The sequence below is a fragment of the Streptomyces sp. D2-8 genome (assembly GCF_023184515.1).
Lineage (GTDB): Bacteria > Actinomycetota > Actinomycetes > Streptomycetales > Streptomycetaceae > Streptomyces.
In genome coordinates this window covers 623,491-640,185 of sequence record NZ_JAAHBP010000003.1, presented here as the reverse complement: position 1 = coordinate 640,185, position 16,695 = coordinate 623,491, and the positions used below count along the sequence as shown (strand labels likewise).

Annotated in this window: 16 protein-coding genes and 5 pseudogenes; 10 read left to right on the top strand and 11 right to left on the bottom strand. The window is 71.1% G+C overall.

Features of this window, described 5'->3' with window-relative positions; genetic code table 11:
- Positions 1 to 165 precede the first annotated feature (165 nt).
- Together proP and G3I77_RS09245 are read left to right on the top strand one after the other, a co-directional pair.
- Positions 166 to 1,662 (top strand): glycine betaine/L-proline transporter ProP, encoded by a 1,497-nt coding sequence (gene proP / locus G3I77_RS09250; RefSeq protein ID WP_248502132.1) that lies wholly within the window; start codon positions 166 to 168, stop codon positions 1,660 to 1,662.
- Between the two features lie 53 nt (positions 1,663 to 1,715).
- Positions 1,716 to 2,054, top strand: coding sequence for an alpha/beta fold hydrolase (locus tag G3I77_RS09245; protein WP_248502672.1), 339 nt, complete (start codon positions 1,716 to 1,718; stop codon positions 2,052 to 2,054).
- A gap of 23 nt (positions 2,055 to 2,077) precedes the next feature.
- Here G3I77_RS09245 and G3I77_RS09240 read toward each other — a convergent pair whose 3' ends face one another.
- From G3I77_RS09240 to G3I77_RS09210, 8 genes and pseudogenes are all read right to left on the bottom strand, one after another.
- Positions 2,078 to 3,271 carry an aromatic ring-hydroxylating dioxygenase subunit alpha gene (locus G3I77_RS09240; RefSeq protein WP_248502131.1) on the bottom strand — a complete coding sequence of 398 codons (1,194 nt, stop codon included), beginning with the start codon at positions 3,269 to 3,271 and terminating at the stop codon, positions 2,078 to 2,080.
- 150 nt (positions 3,272 to 3,421) lie between these two features.
- The gene (locus G3I77_RS09235; RefSeq protein ID WP_248502130.1) at positions 3,422 to 3,955 is read right to left on the bottom strand and encodes an AAA family ATPase; all 534 of its coding nucleotides are present in this window, start codon (positions 3,953 to 3,955) and stop codon (positions 3,422 to 3,424) included.
- Positions 3,956 to 4,032: 77 nt separating this feature from the next.
- A complete protein-coding gene (locus G3I77_RS09230; RefSeq protein ID WP_248502129.1) occupies positions 4,033 to 4,563 on the bottom strand; it encodes a GNAT family N-acetyltransferase in 531 nt (176 codons plus the stop codon).
- Between the two features lie 106 nt (positions 4,564 to 4,669).
- Positions 4,670 to 4,810, bottom strand: coding sequence for a hypothetical protein (locus G3I77_RS09225; RefSeq protein WP_248502670.1), 141 nt, complete (start codon positions 4,808 to 4,810; stop codon positions 4,670 to 4,672).
- A gap of 106 nt (positions 4,811 to 4,916) precedes the next feature.
- Positions 4,917 to 5,153 (bottom strand): annotated as a pseudogene (locus G3I77_RS41150) (hypothetical protein); the annotation flags it as partial.
- 121 nt (positions 5,154 to 5,274) lie between these two features.
- Positions 5,275 to 5,487 (bottom strand): annotated as a pseudogene (locus G3I77_RS09220) (ATP-binding protein); the annotation flags it as partial.
- 193 nt (positions 5,488 to 5,680) lie between these two features.
- Positions 5,681 to 7,399: a SpoIIE family protein phosphatase gene (locus G3I77_RS09215; protein WP_248502128.1), complete on the bottom strand. Its 1,719-nt coding sequence runs from the start codon at positions 7,397 to 7,399 to the stop codon at positions 5,681 to 5,683.
- A gap of 216 nt (positions 7,400 to 7,615) precedes the next feature.
- Positions 7,616 to 8,401 (bottom strand): endonuclease/exonuclease/phosphatase family protein, encoded by a 786-nt coding sequence (locus G3I77_RS09210; protein ID WP_282572770.1) that lies wholly within the window; start codon positions 8,399 to 8,401, stop codon positions 7,616 to 7,618.
- A gap of 266 nt (positions 8,402 to 8,667) precedes the next feature.
- Here G3I77_RS09210 and G3I77_RS09205 point away from each other — a divergent pair, with 266 nt between their 5' ends.
- Both G3I77_RS09205 and G3I77_RS09200 read left to right on the top strand, forming a co-directional pair.
- Positions 8,668 to 9,363, top strand: a complete 696-nt coding sequence (locus tag G3I77_RS09205) for a GAF and ANTAR domain-containing protein (RefSeq protein WP_248502126.1) — start codon at positions 8,668 to 8,670, stop codon at positions 9,361 to 9,363.
- Positions 9,364 to 9,502: 139 nt separating this feature from the next.
- A complete protein-coding gene (locus tag G3I77_RS09200) occupies positions 9,503 to 10,750 on the top strand; it encodes an aromatic acid exporter family protein (protein ID WP_248502125.1) in 1,248 nt (415 codons plus the stop codon).
- A 259-nt stretch (positions 10,751 to 11,009) separates the two neighbouring features.
- Here G3I77_RS09200 and G3I77_RS40850 read toward each other — a convergent pair whose 3' ends face one another.
- Positions 11,010 to 11,237: a hypothetical protein gene (locus G3I77_RS40850; RefSeq protein WP_308311370.1), complete on the bottom strand. Its 228-nt coding sequence runs from the start codon at positions 11,235 to 11,237 to the stop codon at positions 11,010 to 11,012.
- Here G3I77_RS40850 and G3I77_RS41145 point away from each other — a divergent pair.
- Positions 11,188 to 11,445 (top strand): annotated as a pseudogene (locus tag G3I77_RS41145) (AAA family ATPase); the annotation flags it as partial. The gene G3I77_RS40850 and the pseudogene G3I77_RS41145 sit on opposite strands and share 50 nt — an antisense overlap.
- Before the next feature lie 384 nt (positions 11,446 to 11,829).
- On the opposite strand, the gene G3I77_RS09190 reads toward G3I77_RS41145, so the two are convergent.
- Complete coding sequence (locus tag G3I77_RS09190; protein WP_248502668.1) at positions 11,830 to 12,018, bottom strand: hypothetical protein; 189 nt, start codon at positions 12,016 to 12,018, stop codon at positions 11,830 to 11,832.
- On the opposite strand from G3I77_RS09190, the pseudogene G3I77_RS41140 reads away from it, so the two are divergent.
- The 5 genes and pseudogenes from G3I77_RS41140 to G3I77_RS09170 all read left to right on the top strand — a co-directional run.
- Positions 12,017 to 12,100: pseudogene (locus G3I77_RS41140) on the top strand (polysaccharide deacetylase family protein); the annotation flags it as partial. The gene G3I77_RS09190 and the pseudogene G3I77_RS41140 sit on opposite strands and share 2 nt — an antisense overlap.
- 61 nt (positions 12,101 to 12,161) lie before the next feature.
- Positions 12,162 to 13,265, top strand: a pseudogene (locus G3I77_RS09185) (lipase family protein); the annotation flags it as partial.
- A gap of 234 nt (positions 13,266 to 13,499) precedes the next feature.
- Entirely contained in the window at positions 13,500 to 14,816 is a 1,317-nt protein-coding gene (nhaA, locus tag G3I77_RS09180; protein WP_248502124.1) for a Na+/H+ antiporter NhaA, read from the top strand.
- Positions 14,817 to 14,990: 174 nt separating this feature from the next.
- Entirely contained in the window at positions 14,991 to 15,242 is a 252-nt protein-coding gene (locus tag G3I77_RS09175) for a hypothetical protein (protein WP_248502123.1), read from the top strand.
- A gap of 136 nt (positions 15,243 to 15,378) precedes the next feature.
- A complete protein-coding gene (locus tag G3I77_RS09170; protein WP_248502122.1) occupies positions 15,379 to 15,927 on the top strand; it encodes a TerD family protein in 549 nt (182 codons plus the stop codon).
- Here the strand turns inward: G3I77_RS09170 and G3I77_RS09165 are convergent.
- The gene (locus G3I77_RS09165) at positions 15,899 to 16,549 is read right to left on the bottom strand and encodes a hypothetical protein (RefSeq protein WP_248502121.1); all 651 of its coding nucleotides are present in this window, start codon (positions 16,547 to 16,549) and stop codon (positions 15,899 to 15,901) included. The genes G3I77_RS09170 and G3I77_RS09165 overlap by 29 nt on opposite strands.
- Positions 16,550 to 16,695 lie beyond the last annotated feature (146 nt).

The following is a 16,695-nucleotide window of genomic DNA, read 5'->3' as shown; positions in this document are numbered from 1 at the left end:
CCGTCCCGGAGATCCGCCGGGACGGCCCAGCGGCCGCGTCTCACCCTGAGCACCCGCGCATCACGTTCCGTGGTCAACCGGACGCCGCGCGAGAGGGTCGTTTGAGCGCGCAAGATCTGTACAGGCGTTGTGCTTGGGAAGACGACCGGCGAAAGGAACCACGTGATGGCGGCGACCGACAACGACGAGTCGGTGGATCCCGCGGCTGTGCGACGACACCGGGTGCTGTTCCGGGCGATCGAGAAACGACGCAATCCGAAGCTGCGTCGCAGCGACATCACGGTGACCGACGACGCGGCGGTCAAGCGCGCCACCAAGGCCGCCGCCCTCGGCAACGCGATGGAGTGGTACGACTTCGGTATCTACAGCTATCTGGCGTCGACCATCGGCAGGGTCTTCTTCCCCTCGGGCAACGACACCGCCCAGCTGCTCGGCTCCTTCGCGACGTTCGCGGTGGCCTTCCTGGTGCGTCCCCTCGGGGGCATGGTCTTCGGGCCGCTCGGGGACAAGGTGGGGCGCAAGCGCATCCTCTCTCTCACCATGATCATGATGGCGGTGGGGACCTTCGCCATCGGCCTGGTCCCCTCGCACGCCGTGATCGGTCTGTGGGCCCCGGCCCTGCTGATCTTCTTCCGGCTGGTGCAGGGCTTCTCGACCGGCGGGGAGTACGGGGGCGCCTCGACGTTCATCGCCGAGTACGCGCCGGACAAGCGGCGCGGCTTCTTCGGCAGCTTCCTGGAACTCGGCACGCTCGCCGGCTACGTCGGGGCATCCGGCCTCGTCGTCGTCCTCCAAACCGTCCTCAGCGACGGCCAGATGCTGGCGTGGGGCTGGCGCGTCCCCTTCCTGGTCGCGGCCCCGCTCGGCCTCATCGGTCTCTATCTGCGGCTCAAGCTGGACGAGACGCCCGCCTTCCAGAAGCTGGAGGGCGGCCAGGCCAAGGCGAGCGAGGCCGCCGACGCCGTGGAGACGTCGGCCGCCGCCGACCTCGGCAAGATCTTCACCCGGTACTGGCGGCCGCTGCTGCTGTGCCTCGCGCTGGTCGCGGCGTACAACATCACCGACTACATGCTGCTGTCGTACATGCCGACGTACCTGTCCGACGAGCTGGGTTACGAGACCAACCACGGGCTGCTGATCCTGCTCGTCGTGATGGTGCTGCAGATGTGCGTCATCAACCAGGTCGGGCGGCTCTCGGACCGCTTCGGGCGCAAGCCGCTGCTGATGACGGGGATGCTCGGCTTCCTGTTCCTCTCCCTGCCGTCGTTCCTGCTCATCCGGCAGGGCAGCGTCCTCCTCATCGCCCTGGGCCTGCTGCTGATGGGGCTCTCCCTGGTGGCGATGCTCGGCACGATGTCGGCGGCGCTCCCGGCGATATTCCCCACGCAGGTGCGCTACGGATCGCTCTCGGTGGCCTACAACCTGGCCACCTCGATCTTCGGCGGTACGACCCCGCTGGTGATCACCGCTCTGATCAGCGCCTTCGACTCGACCCTCATGCCGGCGTACTACGCCACGGGCGCCGCGGTCATCGGTGTCATCGCCGTGCTGTGCATGCGCGAGACCGCCAACAAGCCCCTGGCCGGCTCCCCGCCGTCCGTGGAGACGGCGGCGGAGGCGGAGGAACTCGTCCAGGCGCAGTCCCCCCGGCCCAAGTTCTGACCGAGGCCGGCACGGCGGACGAGGAGGGGCGGCGCCGACTGCCTTCCGGCGAGGTGCACTCCCGAGCGACGGGCCGCAACGAGACGGTCTGCGGCCCGTCGCTCAGCCGTTCCCGGCTGGTCCGCCTCCCGCACATCTCCGCCACCGCCCGCCGGTCGAAGGTCGTGGCCATGCGGCGCCCCAAGGCGCGGGCTCTCGCGACGTGCACCGTGCCTACGCTGGTGCTCCTGGCCGAACAGAGCCGTGCCCACCACCCGCGGCGTGCGGCGGCCGCCGCACGGCGGCTCCTGCCCGGGGCAGGCGTCGTCACCCTGCGCGGCGCCTCCCACCACTCCCTCCCCACCGAGCAACCCGCGGAGCTCAACCGGCTGCTGACGGAGTTCCTGGCCTGAACCCCACAGGCCCGTCCGCGTACCTAGGGCGCGGAGCCGCCGGCGCCGGATGTCGGCGCCGACCCGCGGTCGTGGCCGTCGCACGACGAGGCGGCACCACACATGCCGGCCCGGGGGCGGAGGGGGACGCCGTTGGTGCGCAGCACCTCGCGGACGTCCAGGATCAGGGAGAACACCTCGCGATTGCGGTCCTCACCCTGCTCGTCCCAGGCCCGCTGCTCGGCCTCGACGGCCATCCGGTCCTCGGCGAACACCCGCTCGGTGAAGCGCCTGATGAGCGGCCAGGCCATCTGCAGCGCGCCGGGAATCCGGGGCTTCTCGATCATGAGAAGGCCGAACGTGTGGCACCTGCGCTGCCCGGCATCCTCGGGCACATAGGCGACCCAGAGGCGGAAGGCGGGCCGCTCGGCATTCTCCGGGACCAGGTCGAGGGTCTGGTACGGGTACTCGGTGCGGATCGTCATGACGTCGCGGGAGTCGCTGCCGCCGATGCCCTCGGCGGCCAGCAGGCCGGCCCCGCGGTTGCGCTTGCCCCCGGCGTGGCTGAACAGGTACCTGGCCTCCACCGACCGCTCATCGGTCCGGGAGTCGAGCAGTTCGGGGTGGAGCCTGCCGACCACGCCCCGGTGGAGGAACTGGTGGTTCATGTCGAGCAGGTTCTCGTGCATGAACGAGTAGTGGCAGCGCACGGTCCGGGAGTAGGTCATCGTCTTGTACCGCGGCGAGCCGAACGCCGGCAGGTCGGGCAGCGGGGTGGGGGCCGCCTTGTCCGGGTCGCCCGGGAACACGAACACCAGGCCGTACGCCTCGCGGACCGGGTAGCCGCGCACACCGCGCGGCGGCCGGCCGTCGCCCCTGGAGAGGTACGGGATCTGCGAGATGCGGCCGTCGCCGCGATAGGCCCACGCGTGATAGCAGCAGCGGAGTGCCTCGCCCTCCACAACGCCCATGCTCAGCGGTACCTGGCGGTGGGCGCACCGGTCCTCCAGCGCGTACACGGTGCCGCTCTCCCCGCGGTAGAGCGCGATGCGCTCACCGGCGAACGTCGTCGCGAACGCCCGCTTGCTCCGCACGTCCTTCGACAGTGCGACCGGATACCAGAAGTCCGGGTTCGCCCCGACGCGCCGGAGGTCGACCACGCCCGTACCCGGGTCACGGTGCGCCGAGGGCCATACGGCCCCGGCAGAGAAGGTCCCTGCCTCGTCGGTCTCGGTCATACCTCTCCCTCGCGCGTACGGGCAGCGACGGCCGCGCGTCGCGTCGGGCAGCACCGAGCTGCCGAAGCGGACGCCCGGCACGGTCCATACTGATGGCGGCCCACCACTCACGCCCCGCCCAGTGCGTACGGACGGGTGAGGTCACAGGCGCTATAAGTCGATCGCGGGCAGAGCGGCCAGACCGGTGTCGAGCATGATGCGCCGCACGGTCTCCGGCAGGGTGCTGTCGGCACCGATGACGGTCTCGACGCCGCCGGGCAGCAGGTCCAGTTCCCGGTACCACTCACGTAGCCGCGGCTCGCCGACCTCGTTCGCGATCGGCTTGGTGGCATGGCGGACGAGGGTCTCCTCGAAGGGCACGTGCAGGTAGTACGCGTGGGTCGGCCCGCGGTGGTCGGCCCGCAGCCGGGTGAGCATGTCGCCGTAGCGGTCGGCGTACAGGATCCCTTCGACCACGACGTGGTACCCGGCATCGAGTGCGTAGCGTGCCGTCAGGTCGATCAGTCCGATGTTCGCCGCGCCGGGCCGGTCCCTCTCCCGCAGCACGACACGGCGCAGATTGTCCTGCGCGACCAGCGCCAGCCCCCGCCCGAACCTCTCTCGGACCCCGGCCGCGACGGACGACTTCCCGGCCCCGCTGTTGCCCCGCAGCACGACCAGCCGGGTCTGTTCGGTCCCCACCATCACGGAAGCCACCCTACGAGCGACGGTGACGGTTGCGGGTGCGGCCCGCGATGCCCTGGCTCTTCGCACGCTCCTCGTCAGGGCCTCACCAGTCCGCCGACCCACCAGTCGTGGGGCTTGCCGTCGTTGGCGATGCCGCGGTCGCGCAGCGTCCCCTCGACGGTGAAGCCCAGCCTCTCGGCGACGGCGCGCGAGCCGGTGTTCCCGGTCATGGCCCACCACTCGATGCGGTGGACGTCGAGCGTGGCCCATCCCCACTCGCACAGCGCCCGCGCGGCCTCGACCGAATAGCCCCGGCCGCGCTGCTCCTTCACCGCCCAGTAGCCGAGTTCGTAGACGCCCTGGCTCACCTTGGTGAGGCAGTAGGAGCCGACGAGTGCCGCAGTGTCCTTGCGGAACGCTCCCAGGATGTAGTCCTTGCCGGCGGCCCAGGCCTGAGGCCACTCCTCGCAGACCCTCTTCTCGGCGTCCTGCCGCCCGAAGGGCACGGGAACCGGCGTGTAGAACTGGATGTCCTCGTCCTGGCAGGCGTCGTGCACCGCGTCCACATCGCCCGGCTCGAAGGCCCTCAGCACCAGACGCCCGGTCTCTAGTGTCACTGGATCCACCGCGTCAGTATGAGCGCGGCCCCTCGCCTACGACCAGCGAATATCGCACCGGGCCGGGAAGTACGGAGCCGGGGCGGCAGGCCGCCCCGGCTCCGTGCCCCGCGCGTCACTCCTCGTCGCGCAGCCGGGCCGCCAAGGAGATCAGCGACTCCGTCTCATCGGTGTGCCCCAGGGCGGTCAGACGAGTGATCGCCGCGTCCAGGCGGGTGAGAGCGGGGGCGGGGCGCTCCAGGTAGAGGCCCTCCACCGCGCCCGCGAGGCGGACGCACTCGGCCCATTCGCCGGCCCGGTCGTCCTCCCGTCCCGGTTCGCCGAGCAGGGCGAGGGCCTTCTCCAGAGCCGCCAGGGCGCAAGAGGGTGAGCAGGCGCGCGAAGACGACGGGCGACTTCCGGGGTTCGGAGCCGTAGGTGTACGCCTCCTGGAGTTCGAGAAGCGCGTGGATGAGCGGGACGGGCTCCGCGAGCTGCTCGGCGGCGTCGACGAGTTCCTCGGCCGTGACGGTGCGGGTGCGGCCGTAGGGGCGGCGGTCGTTCTCCTGGAGCGCCTGGTACAGCTCGTCCGTGCTCTGGGGATGGGGTGCGGTGGGCATCGTCAGCTGTCCTTGCGGAGGGCGTGGGCGAGAAGGTCGAGGAAGGAGCGGTTGATGAGGCTCGACTCGGCGGGCCTGAGCGGGCGCCGGGACAGCATCGCGGCCTGCCCGTAGAGGGCTTCGGCGCTGGGGCCGAACGGCTCAGGACGTGGATCTCGTCCGCGACCAGGAAGCAGGAGAGCAGACCGATGCCGAACTGGCCGATGAAGTCTCCGCGTTGCTCGGCGATCCGTTCGGCGCGCTTGCTGCTGCGGCCGATGGTGGCGAGGAAGCTGTGCACATCGGCCTCGGTGAGACCGACGCCGTCGTCCTCGACGCGCACCACCGAGCCATCTCTCCGCACTCCTGCCGAACAGCTTGCCCTGGTCCCGCGTGATCGTCCGGTGCAGCATAAGCGGACCCACCGACATGTCCTCCACCGGGTTTTCACCGGCACTTCACGAGGTCAGAACCCCCCGCCCCGCCCCCGCCGGGCCTTTGGCCACGGGTGACGGAGAGCCCGACGCGCCCACCGCCGATGCGGGACGTCAGGCCTCGGGGACGCGCAGGGCCAGGACGGCGACGTCGTCGTCGTTGCCCGCGGGGCGGACGCGGCGCAGGAGCTGGTCCGTGAACGAGGCGAGAGGGCGGTGGGCGAGGGCGGCGGCGTGCTGGCGCAGTCGGTCCAGTCCCTCGTCGAGGGTGCTGCGGGGCGCTTCGATGAGGCCGTCCGTGTACAGCACCAGCGTGGAACCGGGCGGGAGCTGTGCGGTGGCATCCGGGCGCCGGGTGCCAGTCTGGGTGCCCAGCAGGATGCCGTGGCCGTCGGTGAGGTAGCGGGCCAGGCCGTCCCGGCTGATCAGCAGCGGCGGCGGGTGGCCGGCGTTGGTCCAGGACAGCTGCCAGTGGCCCTCTTCGGCCGGTTCGATCCGGGCGAAGATCGTCGTGGCCATGGTGACGTCGGTGATGTGCTGGATCGCCTCGTCGAGCCGTTCGACGATCCGGCTGGGGGGTTCGTGCTGGGACCAGGCGTAGGCACGGAGCATGTTGCGGACCTGCGCCATGCCGGCCGCCGCCTCCAGGTCGTGGCCGACGACGTCCCCGATGGCCAGGGCGGTGGACGCGTCGGCCAGAGGAAAGGCGTCGTACCAGTCGCCGCCGACCTGTGAGGCGTCGGGTGCGGGCAGGTAGCGGACGGTCATCTGCAGGCCCGGCACACCCGGCATCTGCGGCAGCAGATGGTTCTGCATGGTCTCGGCGACCTTGCGCTGGCGCTGGTAGAGGAGGGCGTTGTCCAGGGCGAGGCCGGCGCGGCGTGCGATGTCCTCGATCAGGGGGAGGTCCACGGGCGTGAAGGCCGCCGGATTCTCGTCGCGGCCCAGGGTCAGCGCTCCCAGGACCGAGCGGGTGCTGCGGATGGGTGCGATGGCCGCGGAGTGCATCCCCGTGGCGTCGAACAGGCGGCGCTGCTCGACCGCGATGCCGGAGTCCGGTGGCCCCTGGTAGGTCTGCGGTCCGGCCAGGTTGGAGGTGACGCCGCGCAGGGCCCTGGACAAGGGCATCGGGGATTCCTCGGGGACCGGCGGCATCGGCCCCTGCAGGTCCTCGCGGTGCGTGAGCGTGTCGCCGTCGGCGTGGACCACGACGGTACGCCACACCTCGTCGCGCTCGGTGATCAGGTCGACGACCAACCAGTCCGCGAGGCGGGGCAGGACCAGGGCCACCAGCCGGCGCAGCGCCTCGTCGACGTCGAGCGTGGAGGTCAGTTGCGCGGTGGTCTCGGCCAGCAGCGCCAGCCGGTGCAGCTCCGACAGCGGCTGGGCCCCCGGCTCCGGTTGCGGGTCGGTGACCTGCGGGTGGTCCGGGGTGTGGAAGACGACGAGCGTGCCGGCGTGCCGGCCACCGACGTCGTACGGCGTGATCAGCCAGGAGATGCGCAGCAGGGTGCCGTCGGAGCGGGCGAAGTAGTCCTCGTCGGCCTGGGCCGTGCGCCCGGCGTGGAAGGCCTGCCGCATGGCGCACTGGGTTCTCGGCAGGGGCTGCCCCTGCGGGCCGCGGTGCAGCAGGTCGTGCGCGTCCTGCCCGATCAGGTCGTCGGCGGACCGGCCCAGCAGGCGTTCGGCGCGGGCGTTCGCGGCGATGATGCAGCCCTGCTCGTCCACGACGTAGGCGCCTGCGCCGATGGCTTCCACGGACCCGGCCAGCACGATGGAGGCTGTCGGCACGGACGCCCCGGTAACGGTCTCCGTGTGTTCCGGCCCCGTCATCGCGGCCTCCCCGCTGATCCGGCCGGCTCCCTGTCGCCGGCATGCCCTGCTTGCTTGCCTTCCCCGTATGCCCATACGAAGGAAAATTCCACGTCGCCCGGCGACGCCGCGACCTGTACGCAGACCGTGATCACCGCATGCGGGCCGCTGACCTGCGATCCCGGGACACCGGACCGGACCGCCGCGCGTATCGGCAGAGCCGGCCGGGATGCCCGCTCAGGTCGGTTCCACGTCCGTGTGCAGGATGTGGTGGTCCGAGTACGCCGTCGGATGCACGCGGTGCCTGAGCGGGACGAAACCGCGCAGGAACACGTAGTCGAACTTGCTCTGCCAGTCGGTGGTCGGCTGACAGGTGCCGGTGGGCGACGGGTGGCACTGCGGGTCCGCGTCCGTGGCCAGCGCCCATATCCCGGTGAGTTCCGGCGCGTCCGGCACCGCGTTGAAGTCGCCGAGAAGGATCGCGCGGTCGTGCCGGGCGACCTCTGCGGCGAGTACGCGCGTCTGGTCCGCCCGGACCACCTCCTGACGGCGTTGCGCGAGATGCGTGTTGAAGACCCGGACCGGCAGGCCGGCCACGGTGGTCGTGACGGCCATGTAACCGCGGTCTTCGGATCCGCCGTCGGGATACTCCACCTTCACGGGGTCCGTCATCGGTGCGGCCGAGAGGATCGCCTGGCCGAAGGCTCCCGGATTCCACGGCGTACCCCCGCAGCGGCCCCATTTCCGCAGAACCGACCCGTACTCGACGTGGTAGGCCAGCCCGTGCAGGTTCTCCAGATACTCCCGGATCCTCTCGACGTCACGCACGCACGCTTCTTGCAGGCCGATGACCTGGGGCGCGTACGCGGCGATCTCCGCGGCCCGGTCGACGTCGCTCACCTCGCAGGGGTTGCAGATGTTCCACGTCATGACCCGGTTCGCCACGACGTCCCTGGCGGCTCCGGCGGGCTGTGCCCCGCCGAAGAGGGCACCGCTCGGTGCGCTGGGGCCGACGAGCACCATGCAGACCGCCACCAAGGCGCCCGCGAACAGCCGCGCGCCCGTGCCCCTACCGAGCACCCTCGCCTCCTCACCGTGGATACACCTGACGTCTGACGTCTCTCCATGCACGAGGTTATGGGACGGGTCGTCGGCACCACACGGGCTCTGCCAATTCGTTCCGTCGACCGTGGGTACTCGCCACGTTGCTCGGTCCTGGCGCCTTTGACGGTGAGGGTCCAGGCTGCGCGTAGGGTGGCTGGACTGATGATCGACGTGGGCGGTGACGCATGGACTGGCAAGAGTTCGCCGAGGAAATGGCCCTGCTCGCGCGGACCCTGCTGAAGCAGGACTCGGTGCAGCAGACGCTGGACGAGATCGCGGCGTCGGCCGTGAAGCTGGTGGACGGCTGTGACGCGGCCGGGATCCTCGCGGTGCGCAAGGGCCGCGCCGTCACGCTGTCCTCGTACGGGGACATGGTCGAGGAATCCGACCGCCGGCAGGGCGAGCTGGGCGAGGGACCATGCTTCGATCTCGCCCGTCGCACGGACGAGGAACGCGTGTTCCGGATCGTGGACATGACCCAGCCCCAGCCGGACTGGCCCCGTTACGCCGAGGCCGCGCGCGAGCTGGGCATCGGCAGCATGACCGGGGTCCTGCTCTACACCCACGAGGAGGACTTCGGCGCGCTCAACCTGTACTCCCGCCGCCCGGGAGCCTTCACCGAGGACATCGCGACCGCCGGCTGGCTGCTCGCCTCGCACGCCGCCGTCGCCCTCGCGGACGCCCGCACCATCGACCAGCTCGAACACGCCCTGGAGACCCGGCACGCCATCGGCGAGGCCATGGGCATCCTCAGGGAACGCCACGGGATGAGCGACGAGGACGCCTTCAACGTGCTCCGCAACATCTCCCAGCATCACAACATCAAACTGCGCGACGTCGCCCAGCGGATCCGGGACGAGCGCGCCGACGATCCGGCCTGACGGCCCGGGGCCCACCGTCTGCCTGCGCGAGGGGCAGGCGGACCCGGGAAAGGTATGACCTCTTCCACAGTCTGCGGTGACCTGCGCGGGGTACCCCTTGGCCCCGGCAGTCGTGGCGGGGCGAGTACGGGGAGAGAAGATGGCCGAAGCCGCTGCAGGAGCGCAGCGCACGGAGGCGGCGACCCAGGGCCGGTCGGCCCGGGTGAGGCAGTGGTTCGAACGGGCGGGTTCGGACGGGCACGAGCGGCACACCCTGGCCCTCATCGGCAAGAGCACTCTCGCGGCCGCCGTCTCCTGGGTCATCGCGCACGATGTCATGGCCGCGCAGTCGCCTGCGTTCGCGCCGTTCTCCGCGGTGCTGATCATGCAGGTCACCGTCTACCAGTCGCTGGTGCAGGCCCTGCGCTACGTCGGTGCGGTCGCCGTGGGCGTGGGACTGCAGGGTGTGCTGGGCCTGCTGGCCGGCCCTCACCTGCTCACGTTCGTGCTGGTGACGCTGGCGGCCCTGGCCATCGGACGGTGGCGGCCGCTGGGATCCCAGGGCTCCCAGGTTGCCACCGCGGCGTTCTTCGCCTTCTCCACCTACGTCGCCGCCGGCAGCGAATCACAGGGCTGGTCCCAGCTCGGGCAGATCATCGTGCTCGTGCTCATCGGCTGCGGCATCGGCGTCGTGGTGAACACGCTGGTGCTGCCTCCCCTGCGCTACCGCAGCGCCGAGTACGGCATCCACACCCTCGCCCACTCGCTGTGCGACCTGGTCGGCGACATGTACCCGGCGCTGCGCGAAGGGAAGCCGGACAGGGAGCGCACCCGGCACTGGCGCCAGCGCGCCTCCCACCTGGCACCGATCGTGCAGCAGGCCCAGTCCTCGGTCCACACCGCATGGGAGAGCACCCTCTACAACCCCCGGCGCCTACGGCGCCGTCATCGCCACCGCACGTCCTTCGACGGCTACCAGGCCGTCGTCGACGCCCTGGAACGCGTCTCCTACCAGGTGGCCTCCCTGACCCGCAGCCTCGACCAATGGCACGATGCCGACGCCGGCTCGGACCATGCGGACTTCGCCCGCGCCTACGGCGACTTCCTGGCCTCCCTCGCCCACATCGCCGAGCTGCTCAGCCAGGTCGACGAAGACCGTCTGCACGACCAGGCCCAGCAGCTGTGTGAAGCCGCCACGGAGGCTCAGCGGTGTCGCGGCCGGCTGGAGGACGAGGCCCGCGACAGCTCCCTGCCGCTCAGCGACCCCGCCCAGCCGTACGGCATCCTCATGGCCGAGGCCACCCGGCTGACGGACGAGTTCCAGCACACCTGCGATGTGCTCCAGCACGGCGTCGACGCAGCCCGGGCCGCACCCGACACCCCGGCGGCAGGAAGCGGGCACGGCTAGGGCGACACCGGCCGGAGGCGCCTTCGCATCGGCGTCGCGTCCGCAGATTGGGCCGCAATTGCCTCGAAGCGGCAGCCGAACTTGGGTTGGGTGCTCGATCAAGGCCGTCTCGGAAAGTCGGAAGGTACCGCCCGCTGGGACGACGCGAAAAACCGGTGGACCCCGACGCAGGACCCGTTCAGCGGCTCGCGCACGACCTGCGCCTGCTGCGCGAGAAGGCGGGAAAGCCGCCGTACCGGGAGATGGCCGAGCGGGCGGGCTACTCGACGACCGCGCTGTCCCAGACGGCGGCCGGCGACCAGTTGCCCTCGCTCGCGTTGCTGCGGGCGTACGTCCAGGTACTGGACGCCGACCCCGACGAGTGGGAGCGGCGCTGGCGGGAGGCGGACGCGGAGGTCCGGGCGTCCTCGGCCGGGGAGCGGGCACCGTACCGGGGGCTGGCCCGCTTCGAACCGGGTGACAGTGATCTCTTCTTCGGCCGGGACAAGCAGGTCGGCGAGCTGCTGGGCCTGGTGCGCGCGCACCGGTTCGCGGTCGTGTCCGGTCCCTCCGGCAGCGGCAAGTCGTCCCTACTGCGGGCCGGACTGATCCCCGCTCTGCGGCAGACGCAGGGCGCCGGCCGCCCGGCGGTGATCCGGGTGCTCACCCCTGGTGAGCAGCCCGCGCGCACGCACGAACGGGCGCTCGTTCCGAGGAACGGAGGCGACGGTGGGGACGGCGCGGAGGCGCTGGCCGCGAGCATGCTGGCGTGGCAGCGGGTTCCTCGGCGTCCGGCTCAGCGCCCAGGACAGCACCGCCGCCGGGAGCGGACTGATCAGTCACACCTATTGGTACGACGGGAAGGCCGGCGCGTACCGCACCGCGTTCGCACTCGTCGCGGACGGTTCCCGGGACGCCTTCGTCACCGCCCTGAAAGACCGGCTCAAGGGACGCCCGGGCACGGACGCGGACACGGTGGACGAGGCGTTCGCCGATCAGTCGGAGCTCACGGCCCTCCTCGACAACATGGCTTTCACCTCGGACGGCGGGCTTCGGGTGGTCTTCGGCCGGGGCCAGGTGGGCGCCGCCGCGGCCGGCTCCTACGTGGTGACCCTCTCCAAGACGACGGTCACCCCCTGGCTGTCCGCCTTCGGCAGCCGGGCCCAGCGGCAGACCGTACGGCCTTCCCGCTCACTCGGCCTCGGGGCGACGAGCACGCCGACGGCCGTCGCGCCGACGCACACGGCGCCCGGCGACGACGACACCGACTGCAAGCGGGTCCGCTGCATCGCCCTGACCTTCGACGACGGACCCGCCGCCCCGGAGACCGCGAGCCTGGTGACCTACCTCGCGCAGCACCACGCCCGGGCCACCTTCTTCACGGTCGGCCAGAACGTCGCCGCCCACCCGGACCTGGTCCGCGCCGAGGCCCCCGCTGCCGGGTACCGCCACCCGCCTGATGTACAAGTCCACCGACTCCAGCGGCCAGGCCGTCGCGGTGACCGGCGCCTACATCGAACCGTCGGCGAAGTGGGAGGGCGGCGGGCCCCGCCCCTTGGTGGCGGTGGCCTCGGGGACCATGGGCCAGGGCGACCAGTGCGCGCCCTCGCTCGCCCTGCAGCACCCGCTCACCGTCAGCGGGGAGACCCTGTCCATCGGCTACGACAACCTGGCGATCCACCGTCTCCTCGCCACCGGAGCGGCCGTCGTCGTCACCGACTACGTCGGCCTGGGCGCCACCGACCGTCTGCACACCTACGTCAACCGCGTGGACGAGGGGCACGCGGTGCTGGACGCCGTCCGTGCCGCGCGCGCCCTCCCCGGCACGTCCCTCACCTCCGCATCCCGCGTCGGCCTGTACGGCTACAGCGAGGGCGGCGGCGCGAGCGCGTCGGCGGCCGAACTCCAGCCCGGCTACGCGCCCGACGTCCAACTGACCGGCACCTACGCCGGTGCGCCGCCCGCCGACCTGACCTCGGTCATGAAGGGGATCGACGGGAGCGCTCTGGTCAGTGCCCTGGGCTGGGCGATCAACGGCTTCTCCCAGACCTACCCCGAGCTGCGCAGCGTCGCCGAGGCGAACCTCAACGACGCCGGGCGCAAGGCACTCGCCGACACGTCGACCATGTGCGTCGGCGACGCCGTCATCCGCTACGGCTTCACCCGGAGCACGGCGTGGACGACCAGCGGCACATCCGTCGCCGACGTCATCGCCGCCGAACCCCGCGCCCAGGCCGTCCTCGACGAGCAGCGCATCGGGACGCTCAAGCCGACCGGTCCCGTCCGTCTGGCCACCGGCATCCACGACGACATCGTTCCGCACGGCCAGGCCCGCCAACTGGCCGTGGACTGGTGCCGCAAGGGCGGCAACGTCACCTACCAGGCCGTCGACCTGCCCAACCTCGGCGACAGGATCCTCACCAACCACCTCGCCCCTCTCATCGCCGACCAGGGCGCGGCGATCTCCTGGCTCACCGACCGTCTGGAGGGCAAACCGACCACGTCCAACTGCTGGACGATGCCCTTCCAGCGCTGATCGAGTCGTCCGGCAGTGCAGGGCGGGCCACCCGCGCCTTGGGGTGTCCGGCATCGCGCGCCCTGCGTCACAGCAGGTGAAGGGACCCTTGGTGAGATCCGGCACCGGCGGTTAGGGTGTTCGGAACGCGTCAGCAACCGCCCCCGGGCGGGCGCCGCACGCGGGGTGTGCCGGGAAGTCTGGTCGGCGTCGAAGGGGCGTATGCCCTCATGCCGATGCCCCGGAGGTTTCCTTATGGCTGCTGCCCCGCGCGAGCGTTCCACCTTCCTCGGCCTGCTGCCGTGGCCGGAACGGACCGCCGTGGCCCAGGCGCTGCGGACGGAGACCGTCGGCGGACTGGTCCTGCTGGCGGCGGCGGTGGTGGCGCTGGTCTGGGCGAACACCCCGTGGAGCGGCGTCTACGAGGAGATACGCGACTTCCACTTCGGCATCGGCGCCCTCGGTCTCGACCTGTCGGTGGAACACTGGACCGCTGACGGACTGCTCAGCGTCTTCTTCCTGGTCGCGGGGATCGAACTCAAACGAGAGCTGGTCGTGGGTTCGCTGCGTACGCCCGCCACGGCCGCGCTGCCGGTTGTCGCCGCGCTGTGCGGCATGGTGGTGCCGGCCGCCCTGTACGCCGCCGTCGCCACCGCCGGCGGGGGGAGCCTTGAGGGCTGGGCTGTCCCCATGGCCACCGACATCGCCTTCGCCCTGGCGGTCCTCGCCGTCCTCAGCACCCACCTGCCCTCCGCCCTCCGCGCCTTCCTGCTCACCCTCGCCGTCGTCGACGACCTCGGCGCGATTCTCATCATCGCGGTCTTCTTCACCAGCGATCTGAACTTCGCCGCGCTCGGCGGAGCCGTCGCCGGGCTGGTCGTCTTCTACATACTCCAGCGCTACCGGGTGCGCGGCTGGTGGTGGTACGTACCGCTCGGTCTCACCATCTGGGCACTGATGTACAACGCCGGCGTCCACGCCACCGTCGCCGGGGTGGCGATGGGCCTGATCCTGCGCACCACCCGTGACAAGGGCGAAGACGCCTCACCCGCCGAGCGGACCTCGCATCTGCTGCACCCTTTCTCGGCGGGGGTGGCCGTACCGCTCTTCGCTCTCTTCGCCGCAGGCGTCGCGGTCTCCACGGCGTCACTGGCCGATGTGGTCACCCAGCCGGAGCCGCTCGGCGTGGTGCTGGGTCTGGTGGCCGGTAAGACCCTGGGCATCTTCGCGGGCACCTACCTCGCCGCCCGCTTCACCCGGGCCCGCCTCAACCCCGACCTGGCCTGGGCCGATGTGTTCGCCCTGGCGGTGCTCGCCGGGATCGGATTCACCGTGGCCCTGCTGATCGGAGAACTGGCCTTCCCCGACCCGGCCGAATCCGAGCACATCAAGGCGGCCGTACTGCTCGGCTCGCTGATCGCCGCGGTCCTGGCGTCGCTGCTCATCAAGCGCCGCAACGGGATCTACCGCCGCCTGTGGGAGGAGGAGACGCGGGATGACGATGCTGACGGCATCCCCGACATCTACCAGCAGACCAGCCCTGGGCGCGGCGGCGCCACGGGCGGCGGCTGAGCCGGCCCTCGACACCGACGGGCAGCAGGTGCACGATGCCGAGATGAGGGAAGCTCTGAACGGGCTCACCGTCGCCGAGTGGGCGCCACCCCGTCTGTTTCCGCCGCCCGGTACGGTCATCGCCCCGCGTCTCATGCAGCACTCCAGCGGCGCCCGGTGAACGGCGCCGGGTCTGTGCTGCCCGTTGTCATCGTGGTCGCCGCGCTGGTGATCAGGGCCGCGATCGTCGAGGTACGCCGGCCGGGCAACACCCGGCGACAGTGGGCGTTCGCCACCAGCCGCCCCGCCGTAACGGCCGGGGTGGTGGCAGCCGCGGCCGTTGCCGTGACGGGGTGGCAGCAGGCGGGGGCCACGGCATTGGCATGGGCGGTGCTCGCCGGTTGCCTCATCGCCTTCCTCGTGGGCCGGCCGTCGGACAGGTTCTGACGGGGCCACGAGCACGCTCTCCTCGCCCTCACCGGCAACGACACCACCCCGTCGGGACGGGCCGGCCGTGCCGGGCTTCAACGGGATGGCCCGGAGCCATACTTGACCCTACGGGGGGAGTCTGGGTGATGGTCCGATGTGGAGAGGTAGCGATCCGGTGAGCAGCGGCGGTCAGAGGGTGTCGAAGGTCGAGGTTCGGCTCAAGTGGGACCCGAGCCACTGGAATCAGCCACCTCATCATCTCGACATCATCGCCGCCACCTACTCGGCGGACGCCCCCTACGGACGGCCGGTCTACGTCGTCCACTTCGACAGCCGCTCGCCGGACGGCACCATCAACATGAGCCGGCACAGCCAGACCGGTCAGGGTCTGGGCTATGTCGAAGTGATGACTCTGGAGCTCGATCGCCTCGCCTCCTCCTTCGCACGTGTGGTCGTGGGTGTGGCGATCCACCAGAACAGCGGTCCCAAGACCTTCGGCGACCTCGCCAACGCCGGGGTGCTGGTGGTCGACGGCTACAAGGAGCTGCTGAAGGACGACTTCGCGCAGGTCGCCCCGTTCACCGCCCTCACCGTCGCGGAGTTCACCCGCGATGCCTCCGCGGCATGGGAGTTTCACGAGCTGCTCCGAGGCTTCGACAGCGACCCCGCGGTGTTCACGACGGAGATGGGCGGCGCCCCGTAGTCCTGGAGCTGCGGGATTCCGAGATCCGACCGATCGCGTTCCTGTCGGCACCCCAGCCGAGGAGGGCGAAACCCAAGGCGAAGCCCAGCATCGTGTACACGCCGCGCGGCCAGAAGATGTGGCTGTCGACGAAGGACCAGCCCGAGGCGAGGAGCACAGCCGTGCCGGGGATGACGCGGAGGCCGTGCCGGGGGAACAGTGCGACCGCCGTGGCCAGGACCGCGACGATGAGGGCGTAGGCACCGATCTGCCCGAGCGCTTCGCCCGTGTCGTAGAGCGGGCGTTTCACGGGCCCCAGGCCGGCTTCCTCGTCGGCGTGTGCGACCGCGGTGCCGGCGGCGATGCCGGCGACGGCGTCGAGCCCGGTGTAGAAAGCGGCGTAGCCGAAGGCGGCCACCCAGGCGACCAGCGTCGCGACGCCGGTGGTGTCGCGGCGGGGGCGCTGCCACAGAGGCACCAGGAGCCCGATCGTGAGCAGCGGGAAGACCGGCAGGAGCAGGATGTGCGTCTGTTCCCATTCGGCGGCCGTCGCCCGGGTGAGGCCGTGCGGGTGGGCTAGGCCGGCCACGGCCAGCACCAGGGGCGCGGCCGTGACGAGACAGGTCTTACGGAAGGTCGCCATGCGGCGATGGTAGGGAGGCGCGGAAACCCGGCCCGGCACGTTCCGGCCCACGTAAGGGGTTCGTAAGGCGTCCGGCCGTCGGCCCGGTGGTCACCTGTGCGGTGCCGTACGTGACCGGCGAGTTGGACGGGTGTGCCCGGTCATGG